We start from the raw sequence: 24,657 nt of genomic DNA on the forward strand, positions 1-24,657 counted from the left end.
CATGGCCCTGCACGGCCATCGCCCAAGGAGACCGCCATGAACGCCCGCCTCGCCCTCTCTTCGCTCGCCTTCGCCCTGTCCCTCGGCCTGGCCCTGCCGGCCGCAGCCGCCGAGCCGCCCACCGAACCCGCCACCGCCGCGGCGCCGGCCGCCCCGGCCAGCAAGGCCGACAAGCGCCTGGAGCTGCTGCGCGCCAACGCCGGCGAATCGGTGGCGCGCGTGCGCTTCCTGGTGCCGATGCACGGTTACGAAGTGGTCGGCCCGCTGGAACTGCTGGTCTGGGAAACCCCGTTCAAGGCCTGGCTGGTCACCGTGCGCGACTCCCCGGCCTGCAACCGCCTGGAAAAGGAGTGGAAGCTGGGCTTCGACGTGCTCAACGACACGCTCAACACCAGCAACGGCTACGTGGTGGGTGACAACGGCCTGCGCTGCCGCATCGACGACCTGCGCGAGGTCAACGTGAAGGCCTGGCGCCAGGCCGAGCGCGACGCCGGCATCTCGGAATAATTCGCTTCAGCCCGCCGGCGGCACGTAGCCGGCGGGTTTTTCGGCGCCGTCGCCGAACAGGAACTTTTCCATCTCCGCCTCCAGGAAGGCCCGGTGCTTCGGGTCCATCGGCGAGAGGCGGTTCTCGTTGATCAGCATGGTCTGGTGCGCCAGCCACTGCTGCCAGGCCTCGCGGCCGATGTTCTCGAACACGCGCTTGCCCAGCGGGCCGGGCCAGGGCACGAAGGGCAGGCCCTCGGCCTCGGCCTGGGTCTTTTGGCAGAACACGGTGCGGCTCATGGCAGGTTTCCCAGCAGTTTCTTGACGGGGGCCGGCAGGCCCAGTTCGTGCAGCCGCTCGCGCGGCTGCCAGCGCAGTTCGTTATTGTCGCCGGTTTCAGCGGCGCTGTCGGCCACGCGCCAGCGCAGCGGTTCGATGTGCAGGCGGTAGTGGCTGAACACGTGTTCGATCAGCGGCAGCGCTTCGCCGGCATCGAAGGCGGCCGGCGCGTGCCTGGACAGGAACGCGCGCGCCTCGTCGTGGCTTTCGGCCTCCGGCAGCGACCACAGCCCCGACCACACGCCCTTGGCCGGGCGCCGCGCCAGCAGGATTCGGTCGGCGTCGTCGTGCACCAGCAGCATCAGCGTGCGCCGTTCGGGCAGGGGCTTGCCGGGCTTGGCCTCGGGCAGCTGTTCCACGCGGCCCTCGCGGCGCGCCACGCAGTCGTCCTGCAGCGGGCAGAGCATGCAGGCCGGGTCGTGGCGCGTGCACAGCGTGGCGCCGAAATCCATGATGGCCTGGGTGTAGTCGGCCAGCCGCGTTTCCGGCAGGTGGTTTTCGGCCAGCTCCCACATCGCCTTTTCCACGGCCGAGGCGCCGGGCCAGCCGCCGATGCCGTGGAAGCGCGCCAGCGTGCGCTTCACGTTGCCGTCGAGGATGGGGAAACGCAGGCCGTGCGCCTGCGCCAGGATGGCGCCGGCGGTGCTGCGGCCGATGCCGGGCAGGGCGGCCAGCTTGTCGAACTCAGCCGGCAGGTCGCCGCCGTGTTCGGCCACGCACACCTGCGCGGCCTTGTGCAGGTTGCGGGCTCGGGCGTAGTAGCCCAGGCCCGCCCACAGCGCCAGCACGCGGTCGGTGTCGGCGGCGGCCAGGTCGGGCAGGGTGGGCAGCGCGTCCAGGAAGCGCGCGTAGTAGGGAATCACGGTCTGCACCTGGGTCTGCTGCAGCATGATTTCCGACAGCCACACCCGGTAGGGCGTGCGCGGGTGCTGCCAGGGCAGGTCGTGGCGGCCGTCGCGGTCGAACCACTGCAGCAGGCGGTGCGCGAACTGGCTCATTCTTCGGAAGCGGCGTCTTCGGCGGGCTCGGAGAGCCTTACTTCTACGCCCTCGAGCGTGAAGCCCTCGACCACCAGCGCGGGCGTGGAGAGCGTGCCCTGCAGCGGCGGGAGCGGATTGCCGCCGTCGTTTTCCAGCCAGGCCAGCAGGCCGGTGAGCGAAAAGCGCGAATCCAGGCGCGTGTCTTCGCGCGACACGAGCAGCTTGAGCGGCGTGGAGAAATCGGTGGCACCGCCGTAGGTCAGTTCGTAGTCCAAAGGCATTGGCGTGGACGCAAAGGACTCCGGCAGCGGCGGCCAGTCGGCCGGCCAGTTCGCCAATTGGCCGGCCAGTTCCAGCAGCAGTTCGTCTCCGAGCGCGAGGCGGCCCCTGGCGTCGAGCTCCGGCAGCGGCGATTCGCCCTTGAAAGCGAGCGCGTCGATTTCGAGCACGCTGGCGGCACCGGTCAGGTCCATGCGGCCCGCGAGCGTGGCCGACCAGCGCGCGTCCAGTTCGCCGCTGCGCAGCTTGCCGCCGCCCTCGAAACGCAGCGGCGAATCGAGCCCGGCGGTTGCCAGGGCCAGCGGGCCGGTGAAGAGCAGGGTGGTGTCGCCTTGCACGAATTCGCCGGAAACGTCGGCTTTCGCGGCCTTGCCCGGCGCCAGCGCCGGCAGGTCCACCGACAGCGCCTGCAGGCGCCAGCCATCGCCCTGCACGGTGCCGGCCGTAAGGTGAAGGCCGCGGGTGAGCGTGGGCATTTCGGCCGGCCCGGTGTCGGGGCGCGTGGACAGCCAGGCGTCGAGCGCCGCCAGGTCGAGCGCGGGCTGCTGAAGTTCGATGCGGGTGATGACCACCGGGCCTTCGCCCAGCACCGTGTCCCAGGGCAAGGAGACTTCGGCGCGGGCGGCGGTGAGCAGCGGCGCGGCGGCACCGGGCTGGCGCACCACCACGCCTTCCAGCAGCAGGCGTGGCTCGGGGCGTAGCGCGTATTCGGGCGTGCCGGTGAAGCTGATCTCCAGGCCCTGCGACTCACCCACGCTGGCCAGCACGGTGGCGGCCAGGTGCTGCGGTTCGAGCGCGCGGTTCACCCACCAGGCGCCCAGCAGCAACGCCACGGCCAGCACCGCGAGGCAGAGCGGCCAGCGGCGCTTGCGCGGCGCCGTGCCCATTCAGGCCCCGAGCGTGCCGGGCAGCAGCGCGTCGACGAATCCTTCCGGGTCGAACACGCGCAGGTCCTCGGGCTTCTCGCCCAGGCCGATGAAGCGGATCGGCAGGCCGAATTCACGCGCCAGCGCGAACACCACGCCGCCCTTGGCGGTGCCGTCGAGCTTGGTCACCACCAGGCCGGTCACGCGCACGGCGGCGTGGAACTGGCGCAGCTGGTTGAGCGCGTTCTGGCCGGTGGTGCCGTCGATCACCAGCAGCACCTCGTGCGGCGCGCGTTCGTCGAGCTTGGCCAGCACGCGGCGGATCTTGCCCAGCTCGGCCATCAGGCCCTGCTGGGTGTGCAGGCGGCCGGCGGTGTCGGCGATCAGGATGTCCATGCCGCGCGCCTTGGCGGCCTGCAGGCCGTCGAAGGCCACCGAGGCCGGGTCGGCATCCTGGCCCTGGGCGATCACGGCCACGTTGTTGCGTTCGCCCCAGATCTTGAGCTGTTCCACCGCGGCGGCGCGGAAGGTGTCGCCGGCGGCCAGCATCAGGCTGTGGCCGTCGAGCTGGAAGCGCCGCGCCAGCTTGCCGATGGTGGTGGTCTTGCCGACGCCGTTCACGCCCACGGTGAGGATGACGAAGGGCTTGGCGGCCGGGTCGATCTCGAGCGGCTTGGCCACCGGCTTGAGCATGGCCAGCAGGTCGTTGCGCAGGGCGGTGAGCAGGGCCTGGGCGTCGGCGAAGTCGCGCGCCTTCATGCGCTTGCGCATGCGCTCGACGATCTCGGTGGTGGCGGTCACGCCCACGTCGGCGCCGATCAGGGCGGTTTCGATCTCGTCGAGCAGGTCCTCGTCGAGCCTTGGGTTGCGCGAGAACAGCCCGCCCAGGCTGCGCGCGAACAGGCTGCCGCCCAGCACGCCCTTCATGGCCTCGCGACCCTCGGCGCGCTCGGCTTCGGCGCGGGCGGCCTTTTCCTCCTGGTGCACGGTGAAGGCGCGGGCCAGGTCGTCGGGGCTGAAACCGGAGCGTGCGGGGGCCGCGGCGGGCTTGGCCGGCTCGGGTTTCTCGGGCTTCTTCTTCAGGAAATCGAACATCGCGCTGCTTTCGCGGACAATGGCCGGAATCTTACCACCCGGCCCCTTGCCTCCCCGATGAACCCGCGCCCTCCCGGCACCGTCCGGATCATCGCCGGCCAGCTGCGCGGCTCGAAGCTGCCCGTGCCCGACCGGCCGGGCCTGCGCCCCACCTCGGACCGGGTGCGCGAGACCCTGTTCAACTGGCTGCAGCCGAAGCTGCCGGGGGCGCGGGTGCTGGACCTGTTCGCGGGCACCGGCGCGCTGGGCTTCGAGGCCGCCTCGCGCGGCGCGGCCACGGTGCGGCTGGTCGAACGCGACCCCGGCCTGGCCCAGGCCCTTCGCGACAGCGCCACCCGGCTCAAGGCCACCCGCGTGGCCGTGGACACCGCCGACGCCCTGGCCTGGCTGCGGCGCAGCCCGGACCAGGCCTTCGACCTGGTCTTCCTGGACCCGCCCTTCGAGGCCGGCCTGTGGGAATCCGCGGCCGCCGCGCTGGGCCCGTGGCTGGCGCCCGGGGCGTGGATCTACGTCGAAACGCCGCAGAACGTGGCGCCTTCGCTGCCCCCGGGCTGGCTGCCGCACCGCGAGGGCCGCACCCGCGAGGTGCGATATGCGCTGTTGCGGGCGGAAGGGGGGCCGGCGCCGGATTCCGCTGCTACACTTCAGGCCGAATCCACCCCGCAGGGCGACTGATCGGCATGAGCCTGGCCCGAACCCGCGTCGCGGTTTATCCCGGCACGTTCGATCCCATCACCAACGGACACATCGACCTGGTCGCCCGGGCCGCGCCGCTGTTCGACAAGGTGATCGTGGGCATCGCCGAAAGCCCCGGCAAGGGCCCGGCCCTGCCGCTGGAGCAGCGCGTCGAGCTGGCGCGCATCGCCCTGGATGGCCACGCCAACGTCGAGGTGGTCGGCTTCCATTCGCTGCTGGCCCACTTCGTCCATGACATGGGCGCCGGCGTGCTGCTGCGCGGCCTGCGCGCGGTGTCCGACTTCGAATACGAATTCCAGATGGCCAGCATGAACCGCCACCTGATCCCGGACGTCGAAACGCTGTTCCTGACGCCCGCCGAACAACACAGCTTCATTTCTTCCAGCCTGGTGCGCGAGGTTGCGCGGCTCGGCGGCGACGTCTCCGGGTTCGTGCACCCGGCCGTCGCGCAGGCCCTGGCCGCCCGGTGGAAGCGTTCCTAAGCCCAACACACAAAAGAGGTACCGCCATGACCCGTGCTCTCGCTCCCGCCGCCCTGCTGCTCTCCGCCCTGCTGCTTTCCGCCTGCCAGAAGGCCGAGGAAGCCAAGCCCGCCGAACCCGCCGCGCTGGTGGCGCCGGCCGGCTCCGACGACATGGCCTGGAAGGACTACCTCGGCCAGGTCGTGGCCCGCAACCAGGCCGGCGTGACCGACCGCGTCTTCCCGTACTACCTGCCGATGAACGCCAGCACCCCGGCCGAAGGCGACCAGGACGGCAAGACCATGTACGACCGCCAGCTCGAGAACGTGGCCGCCGTCGTGCAGCGCACCGTGCTGCCGGGCAACATGCTGGCCTTCGGCTCGCCCGACAGCGCCAAGATGGCCGACCTGATCGTCACCGCCTTCACCGGCGCCGAGCCGAACGCCCTCAAGGGTTCGCAGGTGCTGTTCATCGGCGCCGCCGCCGACAACGAGCGCGTGAAGGCCGCCGTCGAGGCCGCCGGCGCCAAGTACATCTTCGTCGAGGCCAAGTAAGCCTGGCCCGCCGGGAACCCGCCCCCGCGGCGGGTTCCCGCGAACGGCCGGGACGCCCGCCATGTCCCTGCTGATCAACACCCTCTGCATCAACTGCGACGTCTGCGCCCCGGCCTGTCCGAACACCGCGATCAGCCAGGGCGAGACCATCTACGAAATCGACCCGAACCTGTGCACCGAGTGCGTGGGTCATTTCGACGAACCCCAGTGCGTGGTCGTCTGCCCGGTGGAGTGCATCGACCTCGACCCCGGCAACCCGGAAACGCGCGAGCAGCTGCTCGCCAAGTACCACGCGCTCACCCGAGGACAATCCGCCGCATGACCCGCCTGCTGTTGATCGGCCTGCTGCTGCTCGCGCCGCTGGCCCACGCCGACGCGCCCGCGCGCGCCGAACGCCCGGCCCAGGCCGGCATCGCCAGCGCCAACGCCTACGCCACCGACGCCGGCATGGAAGTGCTGGCCATGGGCGGCAACGCCTTCGACGCCGCCATCGCGGTCAGCGCCACGCTGGGCCTGGTGGAGCCGGAAAGCTCGGGCCTGGGCGGCGGCGGCTTCCTGCTGCTGCACGTGGCGAAGGACGGCCGCGACGTGTTCGTGGACGCCCGCGAACGCGCGCCGCTGGCCGCCACCCGCGACATGTACCTCGACGCCGCCGGCAACGCCGACCGCGACAAGTCGGTGAATGGCGCCCTGGCCGCGGCCATTCCCGGCATGCCCGCGGCGCTGGACCACCTGGCGGCGAAGTACGGCCGCCTGCCGCTGTCGAAATCACTGGCGCCGGCCATCCGACTGGCCCGCGAGGGCTGGCGCTTCGGCCCGAAGAACGCCGCCATGCTCGGCTGGCGCCGCGACGTGCTGGCGCGCAGCCCGGCCGCCGCGAAGCTCTTCCTGCGCAACGGCCAGGTGCCCGCCGAGGGCACGCTGATGCGCAACGAGGACTACGCCCGCACGCTCGAGCTGCTGGCGTCGCAGGGCGCGCGCGGCTTCTACCATGGTGCGTACGCGCGGAAGCTGGCGAAGGGCGTGCGCGCCGCCGGCGGCATCTGGAGCGAACGCGACCTGGCCGGATACGCCGTGGTCGAACGCGCGCCGCTGCGCCTGAGCCACCGCGGCCACGACATCGTCACCGCGCCGCCGCCGTCCTCGGGTGGCGTGGCCCTGGCCACCATCCTCAACGTGCTCGAAGGCTACGACTACCCGCGCCTGGGCAAGGTCGAACGCACCCACCTCACCGTGGAAGCCATGCGCCGCGCCTACCGCGACCGCGCGCTCTACCTGGGCGACCCGGACTTCGTGCAGGCGCCGGTGGCCATGCTCACCGGCAAGGACTACGCCGCCGGCCTGCGCGCCTCGATCCACCCGGACAAGGCCACGCCCAGCGACCTGCTGCCCGGCGTCAACGCCACGCCGCTGCGCCCCGACACCACGCACTTCTCCATCGTCGACGCCGAGGGCAACCTGGCCGCCGTCACCCAGACCGTGAACCTGCCCTACGGCAACGCGGTGGTGGTGCCGGGCACCGGCTTCCTGCTCAACAACGAGATGGACGACTTCTCGGTGAAGCCGGGCGTGCCCAACGCCTTCGGCCTGGTGGGCGAGGACGCCAACGCCATCGCGCCGGGCAAGCGGCCGCTGTCGTCGATGACCCCGACCTTCGTGATCGGCCCGGAGCGCACCGCGGTGCTCGGCACGCCGGGTGGCAGCCGCATCACCACCATGGTCCTGCTGGGCGTGCTGGAACTGCTCGACGGCAAGGGCGCGCAGGCCACCGCCGACGCCCCGCGCTACCACCACCAGTACCTGCCCGATGCGATCTCGGCCGAGCCGGGCGCCTTCACCGAATCCGAAATCGAGGCGCTCAAGGCGCGCGGCCATGCCATCGAGCTGGCCGACCGCCCCTGGGGCAACATGCAGGTGGTGCTGTGGAACCGCGCCACCGGCGAAGTGGAAGCCGGCACCGACCCGCGCTGGAAGGGCGTGGGCAAGGGTTCGTCCAGCGAAGCCTCGGTCTACCGATAAGGAGCCCGCCATGAAGCTCTGGTCCATCCTCGGCAACTCGCAGCGCCTCGACGGCGGCGCCATGTTCGGCAACGCGCCGCGCGCCATGTGGGCGCAGTGGTCGCCGCCCGACGACGCCAACCGCATCGACCTGGCCTGCCGCGCGCTGCTCGCCAGCCCGCTCAACGGCAAGACGGTGCTGTTCGAAACCGGCATCGGCGCGTTCTTCGAGCCGAAGCTGCGCGAACGCTACGGCGTGGTGGAGTCGCGCCACGTGCTGCTCGATTCGCTGGCCGAGGCCGGCTTCTCGCACGAGGACGTGGACGTGGTGGTGCTCAGCCACCTGCACTTCGACCACGCCGGCGGCCTGCTGGCGCCCTGGCGCGAAGGCCATGGCCCCGAGCTGCTGTTCCCGAACGCCACCTTCGTGGTGGGCGCCGAGCACTGGCAGCGCGCGCTCAACCCGCACCCGCGCGACCGCGCCAGCTTCATTCCCGAACTCACCGGCCTGCTCGAAGCCAGCGGCCGGCTGGAGCTGGTGTCGGGAGACCGCTGCGCGGCGCTCGGCGACAGCGTGCGCTTCCACTTCAGCCAGGGCCACACGCCCGGCCTGATGCTGGCCGAGATCTGCGGCGCGCCCGGCGCCGACGGCCAGGCGCACGGCGGCCTGGTGTTCTGCGCCGACCTGATCCCCGGCCGGCCCTGGGTGCACGTGCCCATCACCATGGGCTACGACCGCTTCCCGGAAATGCTCATCGACGAAAAGCGCGTGTTCCTGGAAGACAAGCTGGCGCGCAACGTGCACCTTTATTTCACCCACGACCCCGGCTGCGCCCTGGCCCAGCTGGCGAAGGACGCGAAAGGCAAGTTCACCACCACCCACGAGGTCGCCGCGCTGGCGGCCCGTTCCCTGGCCGCCTGAGGACCCGACACCATGCGCCTGCTGCTTCCGACCCTGCTGTTCCTGAGCCCGCTGGCCCTGGCCGCCGACTACGGCGAGCCCATGCCGGAAGGCGAGGCCGTGGCCATCGCCACCGCCGCCGCGAACCCGGCCGACTACGCCGGCAAGCCCGGCAAGTTCAGCGGCCGCATCACCGAGGTCTGCCAGAAGCAGGGCTGCTGGGTGGTGATGGAGCAGGACGGCCACAGCGCCCGCGTGATGGCCAAGGACCATGGCTTCGCGGTGCCGAAGGATGCCAGCGGCCCGGCCATTGCCTATGGCGTGCTCGAGGAAGAGCCCATCACCGAGGAGCACGCCCGGCACCTGGTCGAGGACGATGGCGCCAAGGCGCCGGCCGCGCGCGAGCTGCGCATCGTCGCCACCTCCATCAGCCTGCCTGGCGCCGCGCCGTCACAGGAGTGATACAGGCGGCTGCTGTAATCAGCGGTCGTCCATGCCAGGCAAGACCATGAGTTTCCATGACGACACGCCGCTGATTTCCCGCCGCCGCCTGCTGCAGGGCTGCCTTGGCCTCGGGGCCGCCGCGCTTGGCCTGAGCCCGGTGGGCCGGCTGCTCGCGCAGGCCGGCCACACGTCGCTGGAGCACCCGGGTTATGGCCCGCTGGCGCCGGTGAAGGACCAGGCCACCGGGCTGCCGCTGCTGCAGCTGCCGCAGGGATTCAGCTACACCACGTTCGGCTGGGAAGGCCAGGCGCTGTCCGACGGCCGGCCCTGCCCGGGCAAGCACGACGGCATGGGCGTGCTGGGCGCCGAGGGCGGCGTGGTCACCCTGGTGCGCAACCACGAGGTGAAGTACCAGCAGGTCGGCAGCTTCGCGCCGGCCGAGGCCACCTACGACCCGGACTGCGCCGGCGGCACGGTCACCCTTCGCTTCGACACCGCGCGCGGCGAATTGCTCGAGGCGCGGCCTTCGCTCTCGGGCACGCTGGTGAACTGCGCCGGCGGCACCACGCCCTGGGGCAGCTGGCTGTCGTGCGAGGAAATCGTTTCCGACGCCGGCGACCGCGTGCGCTTCGGCGACAACGCCTTCCGCCGGCTGGCGCGCAGCCACGGCTTCGTGTTCGAAGTGCCCGCGCACGGACTGGCGAGGCCCGAGCCGCTGCTGGGCCTGGGCCAGATGAAGCACGAGGCGGCCTCGGTCGACCCCGCCACCGGCATCGTCTACCTCACCGAAGACCACGAGCCCGAGGCCGGCTTCTACCGCTTCCTGCCCGCGAAGCCGGGCGAACTGCTGCGCGGCGGGCGGTTGCAGATGCTCAGGGCCGAGGGCGTGCCCGACCTGCGCACCGGCCGCCGGATGGGCGAGGTGTTCAAGGTGCGCTGGGTGGACATCGAACACCCGGAGCAGGGACGGGATTCGCAGGGCGGCCCGGCCGGCCTGTCGCGCCAGGGCGTGGCCAACGGCGCCTCGCTGTTCACGCGCCTCGAAGGCGTCATCGTCGGCGATGGCCGCGTGTTCTTCACCTCCACCAGCGGCGGCAACGCGGGCTGCGGCCAGCTGTGGTGCTACCGCCCGGGCGAGGAGACGCTGGAGCTGGTGTTCGAATCGCCCTCGCGCAAGGTGCTCGACTACCCCGACAACATCATCCTCAGCCCGCGCGGCGGGCTGGTGATCTGCGAGGACTCGGAGCAGCCGGTGCAGCGTCTGTACGGCATGACCGGCGACGGCGGGCTGTTCGAGTTCTGCCGCAACAACGTGGTGCTCGACGGCTTCCGCGGCTTCGACGGCGATTTCCGCGAGGAAGAATGGGCTGGCGCCTGCTTCTCGCCCGACGGACAATGGCTGTTCGCCAACGTCTACGAGCCGGGTTTCACCGTGGCCATCACCGGCCCCTGGAAACCCGGCCTCATCTGAGGAACGCCGATGATCACCCTGCTGTACGCCGCGCTCTGCACCCTGCTGGTCCTGGTACTGGCCGGGCGTGTCATGGCCTACCGGGTGAAGTTCAAGGTGGGCCTGGGCGACGGCGGCCACGGCGAACTCAACCGCCGCGTCCGCGCGCACGCCAATGCGGTGGAATACCTGCCGCTGGCGCTGCTGCTGCTCGGCGGCATGGAGCTCAATGGTTATCCCGACCCGGTCATCCACGGCTTCGGCGCCACCCTGCTGGTGTCGCGCCTGCTGCACGCCTGGGGCCTGAGCCGCAGCGCCGGCAGCAGCCCGGGCCGTTTCATCGGCACGCTGCTCACGCTGCTGCTGATGGTGGCGATGTCGATCTTCGCCATCGTCGGTTACCTGCAGCCGCTGCTCTGATTTACCTGTAGGAGCGGCTTCAGCGGCGGGGCGGGGCGAGCAGTTCGGCGCGGCTGAGGTAGCCGTCGCCGTCGGCGTCCTGGCGCCGGAACTGCGCGCCGAAGCGCTCGTGGTGCTGGGCAAGCGTGATCGTGCCGGCGTCGGGCAGGTGCTGCTCGTGCGGCTCCAGCACGTCGTCGCCATTGGCGTCCATCTGCCGGAAGGCGAAGCTCATGCGCTCGAGGAATTCGTGTCGCGACACGCGGCCGTCGCCGTCCAGGTCGACGCGCGCGAAATAATCGCCGGCCTGCGCCGCGGCCAGGCCCGGGGCCAGCAGCAGCGCGAGCAGGCTAGCCCGCATAGACCGTGATTTCCTCGCGGTCGTGGTAGAGCTGCTTGGCGCGCAGCGTCAGCGGCCGGCCGGCGTGGTCGACGAAGTGCTGCAGGCAGTCGCGGGTCTCGTCCCAGCGCTTCTTCATCGGCAGCTTGAGGTTGAAGATGGCGCGCTTGCACCAGCCCTCGCGGAACCAGGTGGCCATGCGGTCGGCCACCTTGGCCGGCGACTCGACCATGTCGCAGACCATCCAGTCCAGCGGCTTCGGCGGCTGCCAGCGGAAGCCGTCGGCGCGGATGTGTTCGATCACGCCGGTGTCGAGCGCGCTCTGCGCCAGCGGGCCGTTGTCGATGGCGGCCACGCGGATGTGCCGGCGCGCCAGCACCCAGCTCCAGCCGCCCGGCGCGGCGCCCAGGTCGGCGGCGTTCATGCCGGGCTGCAGGAATTCCTCGCGCTCCTGCGGCGTGAGCAGGCACATCAGCGCCTCCTCGAGCTTGAGCGCGGAGCGGCTGGGCGCGTCGGCGTGGGCGCGCAGGCGCGGAACGCCCAGCGGCCAGGGCGAGGCGTCCTTCGGGTCGGCGCTGCCGAGCAGGGCGTGGTTGCCGGCCAGCAGCAGCACGTGCAGGCGGGGCAGGCGCGGGTCGTCCTTGTCGGTCACCATGCCGCGCTGGCGCAGCGCCGGGCGCAGGGCGTTGCCCAGCGCGCGGGCCAGGCCGGCCAGCTGCTTGCCTTCGTCGGAATCGGGGTGCTCCACCCACACCTCGCCGTGGCGGCCGCGGCCGCCCAGCGCGTCCATGATCGGCGCGATGCGGTCCTTCGGGTCCAGGCCGGGCAGGTCGGCGAACAGGCGCAGCTTCTGCCGCGCGAAGATCAGCGTCGACCAGGGCAGGGCGCGCGACAGCGCGGCGCCGTCCTCCACGCCCAGGAACTGCACGTAGCCGGTGTTGCGCTCGGCGCGCGCGTAGCCGTGGAAGCCGGCCGCGGCGGCGCGTTCGCCCAGCTCGGCGGCGAGTTCGGGCTCGAAGCCCGGGCGGCAATAGGCCAGCAGGCCCTCAGTAGACAACGCCGCTCTCCCCGTAGTCGCGCAGCACGTCGCGGGCGTGGTCCCGCATCAGGTCGGTGTGCACGGCGATGCCGCGCTTCTCGAGTTCGCCCTTCCAGTCGGCGGGCAGCGGGCCTTCGTCGAAGCCGGCCAGGTCCTGCACGTCGTCGGCGCGGGCGGCGATGAGCAATTCGTCGATGCCGGCCCACACCACCGCGCCGTAGCACATCGAGCACGGCTGGGCCGAGGTGGCCAGGGTGATGCGCTCGCCGGCCTGGTTGAGGCGGTAGCTCTGCAGACGCTGCTGGCTGGTGGCCAGCGCCATCACCTCGGCGTGCGCGGCCGAGCAGTTGTGCGGCACCACGCGGTTCACGCCCACGCCCACCAGCCGGTCGCCACTGAACACGGCCGCGCCGAAGGGGCCGCCGCTGCGGTGGTCGACGTTGCGGCGCGAGAGCTGGATGGCCAGCGCCACCTTTTCTTCCGTGCCCGGGTAGCTGCGGCTGGCGTCCACTTCGTCGTGGATCCAGGCGGGCAGGGTGAGGTGGAGCTGGGCGTAGATCATCGAAGTCACCGTCAGGCGTACCAGGAAAGGCCGCCGGTGTAGGCCAGGAGCAGGAACAGCGTATCCACCAGCCCGTGCGCGCCGATGGTGACCCACAGGTTCCGGCCGGAAAGCAGGAAGACGCCGGCGAAGGCCAGGCCGAAGGCGAACGTGACCAGCAGGCCCGACAGCCCCTGGTAGGCGTGCGGCGCGGCGAACAGAAGGGCGCCGCCCAGCACCGCCACCGGCGCGCGTGCCGCGGCCGGCAGGCGGTCGGCCAGCAGGAAGACCTGGCCGCGGTAGTACAGCTCCTCGGCCAGCGCGGCGCTGAGCCACATGCCGGCGAGGTAGCGCAGCGTGGTGGGCGTGTTGCCCTGCAGCGCCGCGAACGCGGAGTAGTCGGTGGGCTCGCCGGTGGCGGCGGCGATGCCGGGCTGCACCAGCAGGTCCATCACCAGTTCTAGCACCACGAACGCGCCGAGCATCCAGGCCAGCGTGCGCCGCGGCCAGGGCCAGGCCAGGCCCAGCGGGCCCAGGCTGCGGTATTCGGCCCAGGTGGCGGCCAGCACCGCCAGCGCCACCAGGCCGCCGCGCCAGGGAAAGGACAGCCCCGGCACCAGCCACAGCGCGCCGATGGCGGCGAAGGCCAGCAGGGCCAGTGGCCACGGCCAGCGCGCGCGCATGGCCGCATCGGTCACTTGCCGCCCCAGGTGTCGCGCAGGGTGACGGTGCGGTTGAACACCGGCGCGCCGGGCGCGTGGTCGCGGCGGTCGGCGGTGAAATAACCGAGGCGCTCGAACTGCACGCTGTCCTCCGGCGCCAGCGCGGCGGCCGAGGGTTCCACCCAGCCGCGCACGACGCGCACGGAGGCCGGGTTGAGGTAGTCGCGGTAGGTCTTGCCGGCTTCGTCCTTGTCCGGGTCGGGCACCGAGAACAGGCGGTCGTACAGGCGCACCTCGGCGGCCACCGCGTGCGCGGCGCTGACCCAGTGGATGGTGCCCTTCACCTTGCGGTCGGCGCCCGGCAGGCCGGGGCGGGTGTCGGGGTCGAGCGTGCAGCGCACTTCCAGCACGGCATCGCCGTCCTTCACCACCTCGTCGCACTTCACGATGCCGACGCCGCGCAGGCGCACTTCGCCGCCAGGCACCAGGCGGTGGAAGCCCTTGGGCGGCACTTCCATGAAGTCCTCACGCTCGATCCACAGCTCGCGCGAGAACGGCACTTCGCGCTCGCCGAAGCTGGCGTCCTTGGGATGGTTGGCGAATCGCAGCGCTTCGGCATGGCCTTCCGGCAGGTTGGTGATGACGAGCCTGAGCGGCTCGACCACCGCCATGCGGCGCGGGCTGGCGGAATCCATCACTTCGCGGATGCAGCCTTCGAGCACCGAGAAGTCGATGAGCGAGTTCTGCTTGCTGATGCCGATGCGGTCGGCCAGCAGGCGCAGCGCCGCCGGCGGGCAGCCGCGGCGGCGCAGGCCCTGCAGGGTGGGCATGCGCGGGTCGTCCCAGCCGGCCACCAGGCCTTCCTGCACCAGCGCCAGCAGCTTGCGCTTGCTCATCACGGTGTAGTTGATGTTCAGGCGCGAGAATTCGATCTGGCGCGGCTTGGCGGCGGGCACGCTGAAGCCGGCGTCCACCAGCGGCTGGTACAGGTGCGGGTTGCGCACCAGGTCCACGTGGTCCACGAACCAGTCGTACAGCGGGCGGTGGTCCTCGAACTCGAGCGTGCACAGCGAATGGGTGATGCCCTCGAGCGCGTCCGACAGGCAGTGCGCGTAGTCGTACATCGGGTAGATCGGCCAGGCGTCGCCGGTGTTCTGGTGCGGCACGTGCTTGATGCGGTAGATGGCCGGGTCGCGCAGGTTGATGTTGCCGCTGGCCATGTCGATCCTGGCGCGCAGGGTGCGGGCGCCGTCCGGGAACTCGCCGGCGCGCATGCGCCGGAACAGGTCGAGGTTCTCTTCGACGCTGCGCTCGCGGAAGGGCGAATTGCGGCCCGGCTCGGTGAGCGTGCCGCGGTAGGCGCGCACCTGCTCGGCGTCGAGGTCGCAGACATAGGCCTTGCCGTCCTCCACCAGCTTGAGCGCGGCGCGGTAGAACACCTCGAAGTAGTCGGAGGCGTGGCGCAGCTCGGCCCATTCGAAGCCCAGCCAGCGCACGTCCTCCTTGATGGCCTCGACGTACTCGGGGTCTTCCTTGGCCGGGTTGGTGTCGTCGAAGCGCAGGTTCACGGGGCCGCCGAACTCGCGGCCGATGCCGAAGTTCAGGCAGATCGACTTGGCGTGGCCGATGTGCAGGTAGCCGTTGGGCTCGGGCGGGAACCGGGTGCGGATGGACGCATGCTTGCCGGAGGCCAGGTCCTCGCGGACGATCTGGCGGATGAAGTCGTTCTTTTCCGGCGCGGTGGCGTCGGCGGGGGCGGGGGTGGCGGTCATGCGTCCGGAGGGGCGTGGGAAGGCCGTTAGTTTACCGGCTCGGGGCGCCGGCGCGGCCCCGGCTGATTCCGGGCCGCGGCCGGGGTTAGAATCGGCCGGCAGGGGGCTGCATGCACAAACGGGGAGAGTGGCACTTGCGAACCGCATGGGCCTTGACCACGGGTATCGGCGCCATCGTCCTGGCCGCCGCCTTCTTGCTTGCCGGCCAGGCCGCGAGCGCCCAGGCGCCGGCCGACGAGCCTGTGCTCGACCTGGCGGTGATGGAGACGCCGGTCCTCACCACCCTCGACGACATCCTCAGTGGCCGCGCCCAGCCCGGCTTCACGCCGGTGCTCACCCCGGGCTTCCCGTTCACGGCCCGCGAGGGCCACGTGCTCTGGGTCCGCATCCGCACCGAACTGCCCGCCGACGGCCGCCAGTGGCGCCTGGGCGTGGCGCGGGTGCCGGTCGACCAGCTGCGCCTGCGGGTGCACCCACCGGGCGAGGTGGTGGCCCGGGACGGCTTCTTCCGCCGCACCAGCGAACGCGCGCCCTGGCCCGCCACCTTCGAGCTGGCGTTGCCCGAGGGCACGTCGGGCCCCACCGAGCTCTACCTCGAGCTCGAGGGCCAGGTGATGGGCGGCCTGCACCTGCGCCTGCGCGACACCGAGGCGGCGCGGGCGGAAAACGACAGCGCACGCTTCTGGTTCCGCGTGACCTACCTGCTGCTCCTGCTGGTGGCGGTGCTTTCGCTGGTGCGCCACGCCGAGGATTCCCGCGCCGGCGCGCTGGCCGTCGGCGGCGCGTCGTTCTGCGCCTGGCTGGCCTGCCTGGGCATCAACGGGCACCTGTATTCGCTGCCCGAGGTGGCGCTGCTGTCGGGCCTGGGCGCGGTGGTGCCGCAGGCGCTGTTCCTGCTCGGCGCCGGGCCGGTGGTGCTGGCCACGCGGCATTACAGCGGCCTGGCCAAGTCGGCGCCGCAGCTGGTGGGCTGGATGCGCGGCCTGGGCTGGGTGCTGGTGGCGGGCGCGCTGTTCGCGCTCACGCTGCCCGCCGCGGCCGCCACGACCCTGCAGTGGGTCGCCTGGTTCAGCTACCCGGTGGCCCTGGTGGCCTGCCTGTTCATGCTGGTGCTCGATCCACGCAGCACGCGCTGGGCGCCGCTGCTGACCCTGCTGGCGATGGCCGGCGCGGTGCTGGTGAACGTGCTGGCCGACCACCAGGTGCTGGCGGCGAACTGGTGGACGCTGCACGGCTGGCAGCTGCTGCTGGCCCTGGTGATGGTGCAGTACCTGGCGCTGCCCTGGGTGCGCGCCCGCCTGCAGCGCTGGGCCATCCAGCGCCGCGCCACGCCGCCCGAGCCCAGCACCGAGGAAAAGATCACCGCCGCGCGCGAGAAGCTCATCAAGAGCCTGCAGCACGGCCTCGAGCACGCCGACGACGACGATGTTTCCTGGATCGCCTACCGGCGCCTGCTCGACGGCCTCAAGGCCGTGTTGCCGCAGGATTCCTCCGCCGTGGTGGGCGAGCACGCCGACGGCGAGGAGCTGCTGCAGGTGGAGCCCAAGTCGGCCGAGCCGCGTTACCGCGACCTGCTGCGCGACCGCACCACGCTGCTGCGCAACCTCAGCAAGCTCAAGGCGCCCCAGCAGGTGGGCATGGACTTCGACGGCCCCGAGGGCCCGCTGGAAAAAGTGCAGCTGGCGGTGATCCCGCTGCCCATCCCCAAGCCGGGCTGGGGCGCGCTGCTGGTGGAACGCCCCGACGGCGTGACCTACAGCGATTCGGAACTCGCGCTCTGCGCCGAATTCGCCGCGGTGGCCGTGGTGGCCGGCGAGGAGGCTTCGGTCACGGTCAGCGCCCAGCGACAGGCGGAAACCGACCCGGGCACCGGCGTGTTCCGCGAGGAGCCGCTGCGCGAGCGCCTGCAGCAGATGATGGACATCGCCCGCCTGAAGCAGACGCCGTTCTGCCTGCTTTACGTGGTGGTCGACCAGCTGCCCGCGCTGCGCGAATCCGGCGGCGAAGTGGCGGCCGTGGCGGCCCTGCGCCCCGTGGCCGGGATGCTGCGCGAGGAGCTGAGCCACGGCGACCTGATCGGCCGCAGCGGCCCCGAGGGCTTCATGGTGCTGGCACCGGGCAAGAAGCTGCTGCAGGCGCGCGAATACGCCGACCGCCTGCGCGAGGCCGTCTCGCACATGGTGGTGGACCCGCGCGTCGCGCCGATGCTTTCCATCAGCGTCGGCATCGCCCAGGCCAGCCCGGACGAGCGCGACGTGCCCGGCCTGGTGGCACGCGCCGCCAACGCCGCGCGGGTGGCGTCGAAGAACGGCGGCAACCAGATCTTCAGCTGAGAAGGACGCATGGCAACCACGCTGGTCATCGGCAACAAGAACTACTCCTCCTGGTCGCTGCGGCCCTGGCTGCTGCTGCGTCATTTCGGCGTCGCCTTCGACGAGGTGAGGCTGCCGCTGGACACGCCCGAGTTCCACGAAAAGGTGTGGCAGTGGTCGCCCACCGGGCGCGTGCCGGCGCTGCGCGACGGCGGGCTGGCGGTGTGGGATTCGCTGGCGATCTGCGAATACGCCAACGAGCGCTGGCTCGACGGCCGCGGCTGGCCGGCCGACCCGGCCCGGCGCGCCCTGGCGCGCTGCGCCGCGGCGGAAATGCACTCGGGCTTCGGCGCACTGCGTGGCCAGCTGCCCATGAACGTGCGCCGGGTGCCGCGCGAACGCCACTGGGACGAGGCCGCCCAGCGCGACATCGACCGCGTGCAGGCGCTTTGGCGCGAACTGCGCGGCGCCGCGGCCGGGCAGGGCGACTACCTGTTCGGCGACTTCGGCATCGCCGACGCCATGTTCGCGCCGGTGTGCGTGCGCTTCCGCGGCTACGGCGTGCCCATGGACGCGACGGTGCAGGCCTACGTGGACGCCATCTACGCGCTGCCGGCCATGCGCGAATGGGTGGCCGCCGCGCTGGCCGAAACCGAGCGCGTCGGCGCGGACGAGGCCTGAGGGCATGGATTTCGCCGCCCTGATCCGCGAGATCCCCGACTTCCCCAAACCCGGCATCCGCTTCAAGGACTTCAGCCCGCTGCTGGCCAACGGCGCCGCCTTCGCCTCGGCGGTGGCGGCCATGGCCGCGCCCTGGCGCGAGGCCGGGCTGCAGGCCGCCGCCGGCATCGAGGCGCGCGGATTCATCCTGGGCGCGGCGGTGGCGCGCGAACTGGGCATCGGGTTCGTTCCGCTGCGCAAGCCGGGCAAATTGCCGGGCGCGGTGCACGAGGTGAGCTACGCGCTCGAATATGGCCAGGACCGCCTGCAGGCGCAGTCCGACGCGTTGCCCGGCGGCGCCCGCGTGCTGATCGTGGACGACGTGCTCGCCACCGGCGGCACCCTGGCCGCGGCCGCCGAACTGGTGGAAGGCCTGGGCGCCACGCTGGCCGGCGCGGCCGTGCTGCTGGAACTCACCGCGCTCGAGGGGCGCGCGCGCTGGCGGCGGGAGTCGCCGCTGCTGGCGACGCTGCGCTACTGAATCACTCGGCCGACAGCTCGCAGACGTAGATCAGTTCGCAGGCACCGTCGCCGGTGTCGTTGCGGCTGAGCGAACTGCGCCAGACGCTGCCGTCCTGGCCCTGCACCTCCACCAGCCAGCCGCGCAGGCGCACGCGCTGGTCGGGCTCGATGCGCGACAGCGCCGAAGCCACCGTGCTGTTGGCCGGCACCAGGTGCATGTTCGCGCTGGAGCGGACGATCTCTTCTTCGGGCAGCGGCGGGCCTTCGTTGCCCCAGCGGTAGCGGTACCAGCGGCCGGACTGCCAGAGGTCGAGCCGCGAGTAGAACGCCGGGTCGGACATGCGGCCCCAGCCCAGCGCCAGGTCGGTGGGCGAAATCGCGGCGCCGCGGTCGAAGCGGTAGTCCTCGCGCCCCAGTACCCGTGCCTGCAGGCTGAAGCCGGCCAGCGGGCGCACGCGGTAATCGCCCAGCTGGAAGTCGCCCACGCCCTCGGGCACCGGCCCCTGCAGGGGCGGCTCGAGTTCGGACGCGGGCAGCGGCCCCGGCAGGCGGCAGTCGAACGCGGGCAGGCCGGGCGCCGCCGAGGGCGACGCGACGTCCGGGTGGCGGCCCGCCGCCCAGAGCAGGGCGGCCAGGGCGCCGGCGATCAGCAGCCAGGTCCAGCGGTTCATGCCACGAGCCTAGCCGCCGGCCGGCGCGCCGAACAGACCCGCGGTGTTCAGGCGAAGTCGGCCAGCAGGGCCTGGCGGGTCGCCTCGGGTACGGCGAGCTGCACCGGCAGGCGCGCGTCGTCGATGCCGAAGGCCAGCCCGGCGCCGGCGCGCAGGGCCATGACGGCCGTGGGCGAAAATTCGAAGCGCAGGAAATGCACCGCCGCCGACTTGCCGGCCTCGCTGCGCTCGAGGTCCTCGTCGGCGACGGCCAGCACGCGGGCCAGGCCCTGCACCTGCGCGTACACGCGGTGCTCGATGCCGCACAGGCGCGCCAGCTCGCGCTTGCGTTCGCCGGGGTCGGGGAACTCGAGCAGCATCGTCGCCTTGAGGTTGGCGCCGTCGGGCACCAGCGGGTTGTAGGCGTCGAGCTCGTCCTGGATGGCGCGCGGCTCGAAGATGCGCTCGATGCGCAGCATTTCCTGCACCTGGTACTGCACCGTCAGCCGGTCCTCGAACAGCAGGTTGACGTTCGCGCCCAGCGGCACGCGCCGGGCCTGCTTGTGCGCGATCACGCGGGCGCGGAATTCGTCGCGCGCTTCGGCGTAGGCCTCGAGCGTGAACAGGTCGGCGCGCCTGAGCTTGTCCATCCTGCGGGTCCTCGTGGAATCGTCGGAGTGCACCAGCGCCAGGTGGCGGCGGGCGCGCAGCGCCTCGCGCCGGGCCGGGAAGGTGTCGTCGCGCATCGCCGGCGGACCCGGGCGTGGTTCAGGCCGCCAGGTCGTCCAGGGCTTTCTGGAAGCGGTTGGCGTGCGAGCGTTCGGCCTTGGCCAGGGTCTCGAACCAGTCGGCGATCTCGTCGAAGCCCTCGTCGCGCGCGACCTTGGCCATGCCGGGGTAGAGGTCGGCGTATTCGTGCGTCTCGCCGGCGATGGCCGAGCGCAGGTTGCTGGCGGTGTCGCCGATCGGTAGTCCGGTGGCGGGGTCGCCGCAGGCCTCGAGGTATTCCAGGTGGCCCAGGGCGTGGCCGGTTTCGCCCTCGGCGGTGGAGCGGAACACCGCGGCGATGTCGGCCAGGCCCTCGACGTCGGCCTTCTGCGCGAAGTACAGGTAGCGACGGTTGGCCTGCGCCTCGCTGGAGAAGGCGGCCTTGAGGTTGGCTTCGGTGCGGGAGCCTTTCAGTTCCATGGCGACGTCTTCCTCGTGCGGCGCGGGCCCCGCCAGCTTAGCGCTGCGGGTGGCCCGAGGCCTCGGGCTGGTAGCTGATGCCGGTGACGCGCACCCGCAGGGCGCGGCCGCCCGGCGCGGTCCAGTCGATGGACTGGCCGACCGACAGGCCCAGCAGGGCGCTGCCCACCGGGGCGAGCACCGACACTTTCTGCTGCAGCACGTCGGCGTCGTGTGGATAGACCAGGGTGATGCGGTGGGTCTCGCCGCTGAGCTCGTCCACGCAGGTGACGGTGGAGTTCATGGTGACCACGTCGGCCGGCATGTCGGCGGGCTCGACCACGGTGGCGCGCTCGAGTTCCGCCGCCAGGGCCTCGGCCGCCGGCAGGTGGCGCAGGGCCGGGGAGTCGAGCATCGCCTCGAGGCGGGCGAGGTCGCGGCTGGACACGGTGATCGGCGGCGGCAGGGACACGGCAGGCTCCAAAAAAGTGAACGGGCGGCACGCTTGGCGAGCCGCCCGGGGATCAACAGGTTGTGGCCACCACCATAGCCCGCGGCGGCCGGGGCTTCAAGCCTTGGCCCGTGGCCGGGGCGCCCTGGCGGCAGGGGCTTCGGCGGCGGCGGGCAGGTCCAGCAGGCCGGCCGGCAGGTCGCGCAGTTCGCCGGCCAGCTCGCGAAGGAAAGCGGCCATGGCCGAGCTGCGGCGCCAGACCAGGGCCAGGCGCCGGCTCGGGGGCGGGTTGCGGAAGGGCAGCAGGCGCAGGTTCGCCGAGGGCGGCACCGGCGGCTTCACGGCCAGCACCGGCAGCAGGGTGACGCCGACGCCGGCGGCCACCATCTGGCGCAGGGTTTCCAGGCTGGTGGCGCGGAAGCCTTCCTTTTCGCCGGCGCCGGCCAGGCCGCAGACCTCCAGGGCCTGGTCGCGCAGGCAGTGGCCTTCCTCGAGCAGCAGCAGGTGCTGGTCGCCCAGGTCGGCCAGGGTCAGGTCGTGCCGGCCCGAGAGCGGGTGGCCTTCGGGTACGGCGAGCAGGAAGGGCTCCTCGAACAGGAACTCGCTGTCGGCCCAGTCCTCGTGCAGCGGCAGCGCCAGCACGGCGGCGTCGAGCTTGCCGTCGCGCAGCATGTGCAGGAGGGTCTCGGTCTTCTCCTCGACCAGCAGCAGCTCCAGCCGCGGGAAACGCCGGCGGATGCGCGGCACCACGTGCGGCAGCAGGTAGGGGCCCAGGGTGGGGAACAGGCCCAGGCGCACGCTGCCAGCCTCGGGGTCGGCGGTCCGGCGGGCGGTTTCGCGCATCTGCTCCACCTCGGCCAGCACGCGCCGGGCGCGCAGGGCGATGTCCTGGCCCGCCGGCGTGAGCATCACGTGCCGGGGCGCGCGCTCGACCAGGGACACGCCCAGCTCCTCCTCGAGCTTGCGGATCTGGGTGGACAGCGTCGGCTGGCTGACGTGGCAGGCCTCGGCCGCCCGGCCGAAGTGGCGCAGGTCGGCCAGGGCCACCAGGTAACGCAGGTCGCGAAGGTTCATGGTGATGGCTATAGCCTATGGAATAGTCGATAGCAATATGCAGCGCAAAAATGATAGGCGCAGGCTATCGCGCCGATTGAGCAAAACGATTTCACACGACGATAGGTTTTGCCTAACATTATCTCAACTTCGATTCACCCTCCCCACCAAACGGAGCTTCACATGTCCCTCATCAACACCGAAATCAAGCCGTTCAAGGCCCAGGCCTTCCACAACGGCAAGTTCGTCGAAGTGACCGACGCCTCCCTGAAGGGCAAGTGGTCGGTGGTCGTGTTCATGCCGGCCGCCTTTACCTTCAACTGCCCGACCGAGGTCGAGGACGCCGCCGCGAACTACCCGGAGTTCCAGGCCGCCGGCGCCGAGATCTACATCGTCACCACCGACACCCACTTCTCGCACAAGGTCTGGCACGAGACCTCGCCGGCCGTGGGCAAGGCGAAGTTCCCGCTGGTCGGCGACCCGACCCACGCCCTGACCCGCGCCTTCGGCGTGCACATCGAGGAAGAGGGCCTGGCCCTGCGCGGCACCTTCGTGATCAACCCGAACGGCGTGATCAAGACCATGGAAGTCCATGACAACGCCATCGCCCGCGACATGAGCGAGACCCTGCGCAAGCTCAAGGCCGCCCAGTTCGTCGCCGCCAACCCGAACCAGGTCTGCCCGGCCAAGTGGAAGGAAGGCGAGAAGACCCTGGCTCCGTCGCTGGACCTGGTCGGCAAGATCTAAACCGTCCCGCGGTGCTTCCAACGCCCGGGCGGACCCACCGCCCGGGCGTTTTCACACCCACGCCCGGAACCTTGCGCCTGCCGCCACCGCGGGCCGCAGTCGCAAGCGCCCTTTCCCCTTTCGTTTCCAGGAGCCACGCCATGCTCGACGAGAACCTCAAGACCCAGCTCGCCGCCTACCTGCAGAAGCTGGTGATGCCGATCGAACTGGTCGCCTCGCTCGACGGCGGCGAGAAGTCGCGGGAGCTGCAGGCCCTGCTGGGCGACATCGCCGCGCTCTCGGACAAGATCAGCCTGCGCCTGGACGGCGACGACGCCCGCAAGCCCTCGTTCGCCATCGTGCGCACGGGCACCGACGTGCAGGTGCGCTTCGCCGGCCTGCCCATGGGCCATGAATTCACCTCGCTGGTGCTGGCCCTGCTGCAGGTGGGCGGCCACCCGTCGAAGGAGTCGCAGGAGCTGCTGGCGCAGGTCGCCGCGCTCGAGGGCGAGTTCGAATTCGAATCCTACTTCTCGCTCTCGTGCCAGAACTGCCCGGACGTGGTGCAGGCGCTGAACCTGATGGCGGTGGTGAACCCGCGCATCCGCCACGTGGCCATCGACGGCGCGCTGTTCCAGGACGAGGTGGAGCGCCGCGAGGTGATGGCGGTGCCGACCGTGTTCCTCAACGGCCAGGTGTTCGAGCAGGGCCGCGTCGACCTGGCGCAGATCGTCGCCAAGCTCGACACCAATTCGGCCGCGCGCGAAGCCGACAAGATCCGCGCCAAGGCCCCGTACGACGTGCTGGTGGTCGGCGGTGGCCCCGCCGGCGCGGCCGCGGCCATCTACGCCGCGCGCAAGGGCATCCGCACCGGCGTGGCGGCCGAGCGTTTCGGCGGCCAGGTGCTCGACACCATGGGCATCGAGAACCTGATCGCCGTGGACCACACCGAGGGCCCGAAGCTGGCTTCCGCGCTGGAAGCCAACGTGCGCGCCAACGACGTGGACGTGATGAACCTGCAGCGCGCCGAGGCCCTGGTGCCGGCCGCCGAGCCGGGCGGCCTGGTCGAGGTGAAGCTGGCCAACGGCGCCAGCCTGTTCTCGCGCAGCGTGATCCTGTCCACCGGCGCCCGCTGGCGGCAGATGGGCGTGCCCGGCGAGGACGAGTACCGCAACAAGGGCGTGGCCTACTGCCCGCACTGCGACGGCCCGCTGTTCAAGGGCAAGCGCGTGGCGGTGATCGGCGGCGGCAACTCCGGCGTCGAGGCGGCCATCGACCTGGCCGGCATCGTCGCCCACGTCACCCTGGTGGAGTTCGACGTGAAGCTGCGCGCCGACGAGGTGCTGCAGCGCAAGCTGCGCAGCCTGCCGAACGTGGAGATCGTGCTCAACGGCCAGAGCACCGAGGTGCTGGGCGACGGCCGCAAGGTGACCGGCCTGGCCCTGCGCGACCGCGCCAGCGGCGAAGAGCGCCGGATCGAGCTCGAGGGCATCTTCGTGCAGATCGGCCTGCTGCCCAACACCGAGTGGCTCCGGGACGTGGTCGAACTCAGCCCGCGCGGCGAGGTGGTGGTGGACGCCCACGGCCGCACCTCGGTGCCGGGCGTGTTCGCCGCCGGCGACGCCACCACCGTGCCCTACAAGCAGATCGTGATCGCGATGGGCGCGGGCGCCACCGCCAGCCTGGCCGCCTTCGACTACCTGATCCGCCACGCCGCGCCGGCCCCGGCGGCCACCGCGGCAGTCGCGGCGGTCTGAGCCCCGGCCCGGCGCCGGCCCCCGGGCCGGCGCGGTATCATGGCGCGGCCCCCCGAG

29 protein-coding genes are annotated in these 24,657 nt (G+C 71.6%); 15 read left to right on the top strand and 14 right to left on the bottom strand.

Translation table 11 applies throughout. The annotated features are described in order from the left end of the window. Positions 1 to 36: 36 nt before the first annotated feature. Positions 37 to 507 (top strand): DUF6491 family protein, encoded by a 471-nt coding sequence (locus ACE3Q2_RS05095; RefSeq protein ID WP_374473251.1) that lies wholly within the window; start codon positions 37 to 39, stop codon positions 505 to 507. A gap of 6 nt (positions 508 to 513) precedes the next feature. Here ACE3Q2_RS05095 and ACE3Q2_RS05100 read toward each other — a convergent pair whose 3' ends face one another. The 4 genes from ACE3Q2_RS05100 to ftsY are packed head-to-tail and all read right to left on the bottom strand — an operon-like array spanning position 514 to position 4,045. Then, a complete protein-coding gene (locus tag ACE3Q2_RS05100; RefSeq protein WP_374473253.1) occupies positions 514 to 786 on the bottom strand; it encodes an oxidative damage protection protein in 273 nt (90 codons plus the stop codon). After that, positions 783 to 1,823 (bottom strand): A/G-specific adenine glycosylase, encoded by a 1,041-nt coding sequence (gene mutY / locus ACE3Q2_RS05105; protein ID WP_231697276.1) that lies wholly within the window; start codon positions 1,821 to 1,823, stop codon positions 783 to 785. Before mutY ends, ACE3Q2_RS05100 begins: the two co-directional genes overlap by 4 nt. Then, the gene (locus ACE3Q2_RS05110; RefSeq protein ID WP_374473255.1) at positions 1,820 to 2,971 is read right to left on the bottom strand and encodes a hypothetical protein; all 1,152 of its coding nucleotides are present in this window, start codon (positions 2,969 to 2,971) and stop codon (positions 1,820 to 1,822) included. The genes mutY and ACE3Q2_RS05110 overlap by 4 nt, the downstream gene beginning before the upstream one ends. Continuing rightward, positions 2,972 to 4,045 carry a signal recognition particle-docking protein FtsY gene (gene ftsY / locus ACE3Q2_RS05115; protein WP_374473256.1) on the bottom strand — a complete coding sequence of 358 codons (1,074 nt, stop codon included), beginning with the start codon at positions 4,043 to 4,045 and terminating at the stop codon, positions 2,972 to 2,974. A 57-nt stretch (positions 4,046 to 4,102) separates the two neighbouring features. Here ftsY and rsmD point away from each other — a divergent pair, with 57 nt between their 5' ends. From rsmD to ACE3Q2_RS05160, 9 genes are all read left to right on the top strand, one after another. Then, positions 4,103 to 4,720, top strand: coding sequence for a 16S rRNA (guanine(966)-N(2))-methyltransferase RsmD (gene rsmD / locus ACE3Q2_RS05120; RefSeq protein WP_374473257.1), 618 nt, complete (start codon positions 4,103 to 4,105; stop codon positions 4,718 to 4,720). A gap of 5 nt (positions 4,721 to 4,725) precedes the next feature. Next, positions 4,726 to 5,223, top strand: coding sequence for a pantetheine-phosphate adenylyltransferase (coaD, locus tag ACE3Q2_RS05125; RefSeq protein ID WP_231697272.1), 498 nt, complete (start codon positions 4,726 to 4,728; stop codon positions 5,221 to 5,223). 26 nt (positions 5,224 to 5,249) lie between these two features. Then, complete coding sequence (locus tag ACE3Q2_RS05130; RefSeq protein WP_374473258.1) at positions 5,250 to 5,756, top strand: hypothetical protein; 507 nt, start codon at positions 5,250 to 5,252, stop codon at positions 5,754 to 5,756. 61 nt (positions 5,757 to 5,817) lie between these two features. After that, a complete protein-coding gene (locus ACE3Q2_RS05135; protein ID WP_231697270.1) occupies positions 5,818 to 6,078 on the top strand; it encodes a YfhL family 4Fe-4S dicluster ferredoxin in 261 nt (86 codons plus the stop codon). After that, complete coding sequence (gene ggt, locus ACE3Q2_RS05140; protein ID WP_374473259.1) at positions 6,075 to 7,775, top strand: gamma-glutamyltransferase; 1,701 nt, start codon at positions 6,075 to 6,077, stop codon at positions 7,773 to 7,775. Before ACE3Q2_RS05135 ends, ggt begins: the two co-directional genes overlap by 4 nt. Before the next feature lie 10 nt (positions 7,776 to 7,785). Beyond that, positions 7,786 to 8,676: an MBL fold metallo-hydrolase gene (locus ACE3Q2_RS05145; RefSeq protein ID WP_231697268.1), complete on the top strand. Its 891-nt coding sequence runs from the start codon at positions 7,786 to 7,788 to the stop codon at positions 8,674 to 8,676. A 12-nt stretch (positions 8,677 to 8,688) separates the two neighbouring features. After that, the gene (locus ACE3Q2_RS05150; RefSeq protein WP_231697267.1) at positions 8,689 to 9,117 is read left to right on the top strand and encodes a DUF4920 domain-containing protein; all 429 of its coding nucleotides are present in this window, start codon (positions 8,689 to 8,691) and stop codon (positions 9,115 to 9,117) included. 46 nt (positions 9,118 to 9,163) lie between these two features. Further along, the gene (locus tag ACE3Q2_RS05155) at positions 9,164 to 10,570 is read left to right on the top strand and encodes an alkaline phosphatase PhoX (protein WP_374473260.1); all 1,407 of its coding nucleotides are present in this window, start codon (positions 9,164 to 9,166) and stop codon (positions 10,568 to 10,570) included. Between the two features lie 9 nt (positions 10,571 to 10,579). After that, a complete protein-coding gene (locus ACE3Q2_RS05160; RefSeq protein WP_231697265.1) occupies positions 10,580 to 10,969 on the top strand; it encodes an MAPEG family protein in 390 nt (129 codons plus the stop codon). Positions 10,970 to 10,988: 19 nt separating this feature from the next. Here the strand turns inward: ACE3Q2_RS05160 and ACE3Q2_RS05165 are convergent, their stop codons facing one another. The 5 genes from ACE3Q2_RS05165 to ACE3Q2_RS05185 are packed head-to-tail and all read right to left on the bottom strand — an operon-like array spanning position 10,989 to position 15,302. Further along, the gene (locus ACE3Q2_RS05165; RefSeq protein ID WP_231697264.1) at positions 10,989 to 11,309 is read right to left on the bottom strand and encodes an EF-hand domain-containing protein; all 321 of its coding nucleotides are present in this window, start codon (positions 11,307 to 11,309) and stop codon (positions 10,989 to 10,991) included. After that, positions 11,299 to 12,345, bottom strand: coding sequence for a 23S rRNA (cytidine(2498)-2'-O)-methyltransferase RlmM (rlmM, locus tag ACE3Q2_RS05170; RefSeq protein ID WP_374473261.1), 1,047 nt, complete (start codon positions 12,343 to 12,345; stop codon positions 11,299 to 11,301). The genes ACE3Q2_RS05165 and rlmM overlap by 11 nt, the downstream gene beginning before the upstream one ends. Next, entirely contained in the window at positions 12,335 to 12,889 is a 555-nt protein-coding gene (locus ACE3Q2_RS05175) for a nucleoside deaminase (RefSeq protein ID WP_374473262.1), read from the bottom strand. The genes rlmM and ACE3Q2_RS05175 overlap by 11 nt, the downstream gene beginning before the upstream one ends. 11 nt (positions 12,890 to 12,900) lie before the next feature. Next, positions 12,901 to 13,551 carry a type II CAAX prenyl endopeptidase Rce1 family protein gene (locus ACE3Q2_RS05180; protein WP_374473263.1) on the bottom strand — a complete coding sequence of 217 codons (651 nt, stop codon included), beginning with the start codon at positions 13,549 to 13,551 and terminating at the stop codon, positions 12,901 to 12,903. 11 nt (positions 13,552 to 13,562) lie between these two features. Beyond that, entirely contained in the window at positions 13,563 to 15,302 is a 1,740-nt protein-coding gene (locus ACE3Q2_RS05185; protein ID WP_374473264.1) for a glutamine--tRNA ligase/YqeY domain fusion protein, read from the bottom strand. Between the two features lie 152 nt (positions 15,303 to 15,454). On the opposite strand from ACE3Q2_RS05185, the gene ACE3Q2_RS05190 reads away from it, so the two are divergent. From ACE3Q2_RS05190 to ACE3Q2_RS05200, 3 genes are read left to right on the top strand one after another with little or no spacing between them, the layout of a single operon-like run. Then, positions 15,455 to 17,635, top strand: a complete 2,181-nt coding sequence (locus ACE3Q2_RS05190) for a GGDEF domain-containing protein (protein WP_374473265.1) — start codon at positions 15,455 to 15,457, stop codon at positions 17,633 to 17,635. Between the two features lie 9 nt (positions 17,636 to 17,644). Next, a complete protein-coding gene (locus tag ACE3Q2_RS05195; RefSeq protein ID WP_231697258.1) occupies positions 17,645 to 18,295 on the top strand; it encodes a glutathione S-transferase family protein in 651 nt (216 codons plus the stop codon). A 4-nt stretch (positions 18,296 to 18,299) separates the two neighbouring features. Further along, complete coding sequence (locus tag ACE3Q2_RS05200; protein WP_231697257.1) at positions 18,300 to 18,815, top strand: adenine phosphoribosyltransferase; 516 nt, start codon at positions 18,300 to 18,302, stop codon at positions 18,813 to 18,815. 1 nt (position 18,816) lies between these two features. Here the strand turns inward: ACE3Q2_RS05200 and ACE3Q2_RS05205 are convergent, their stop codons facing one another. The 5 genes from ACE3Q2_RS05205 to ACE3Q2_RS05225 form a co-directional block, all read right to left on the bottom strand. Continuing rightward, positions 18,817 to 19,467, bottom strand: a complete 651-nt coding sequence (locus ACE3Q2_RS05205) for a hypothetical protein (protein WP_231697256.1) — start codon at positions 19,465 to 19,467, stop codon at positions 18,817 to 18,819. A 47-nt stretch (positions 19,468 to 19,514) separates the two neighbouring features. After that, positions 19,515 to 20,192 carry a DUF3501 family protein gene (locus ACE3Q2_RS05210; RefSeq protein ID WP_374473266.1) on the bottom strand — a complete coding sequence of 226 codons (678 nt, stop codon included), beginning with the start codon at positions 20,190 to 20,192 and terminating at the stop codon, positions 19,515 to 19,517. 22 nt (positions 20,193 to 20,214) lie between these two features. Continuing rightward, positions 20,215 to 20,634 (bottom strand): rubrerythrin family protein, encoded by a 420-nt coding sequence (locus tag ACE3Q2_RS05215; protein WP_374473267.1) that lies wholly within the window; start codon positions 20,632 to 20,634, stop codon positions 20,215 to 20,217. Between the two features lie 37 nt (positions 20,635 to 20,671). Next, positions 20,672 to 21,085, bottom strand: a complete 414-nt coding sequence (gene rnk, locus ACE3Q2_RS05220; protein ID WP_231697253.1) for a nucleoside diphosphate kinase regulator — start codon at positions 21,083 to 21,085, stop codon at positions 20,672 to 20,674. A 96-nt stretch (positions 21,086 to 21,181) separates the two neighbouring features. Continuing rightward, positions 21,182 to 22,138, bottom strand: a complete 957-nt coding sequence (locus tag ACE3Q2_RS05225) for a LysR substrate-binding domain-containing protein (RefSeq protein WP_374473268.1) — start codon at positions 22,136 to 22,138, stop codon at positions 21,182 to 21,184. A gap of 162 nt (positions 22,139 to 22,300) precedes the next feature. Between ACE3Q2_RS05225 and ahpC the strand changes: the two genes are divergently transcribed. Next, positions 22,301 to 22,864, top strand: a complete 564-nt coding sequence (gene ahpC, locus ACE3Q2_RS05230) for an alkyl hydroperoxide reductase subunit C (RefSeq protein ID WP_043801591.1) — start codon at positions 22,301 to 22,303, stop codon at positions 22,862 to 22,864. Between the two features lie 140 nt (positions 22,865 to 23,004). After that, on the top strand, positions 23,005 to 24,600 hold the full coding sequence (gene ahpF / locus ACE3Q2_RS05235) for an alkyl hydroperoxide reductase subunit F (protein ID WP_374473269.1): 1,596 nt from the start codon (positions 23,005 to 23,007) through the stop codon (positions 24,598 to 24,600). Positions 24,601 to 24,657 lie beyond the last annotated feature (57 nt).

This window comes from Arenimonas sp., assembly GCF_041913985.1.
In the GTDB taxonomy this organism is placed as follows: Bacteria; Pseudomonadota; Gammaproteobacteria; order Xanthomonadales; family Xanthomonadaceae; genus Arenimonas.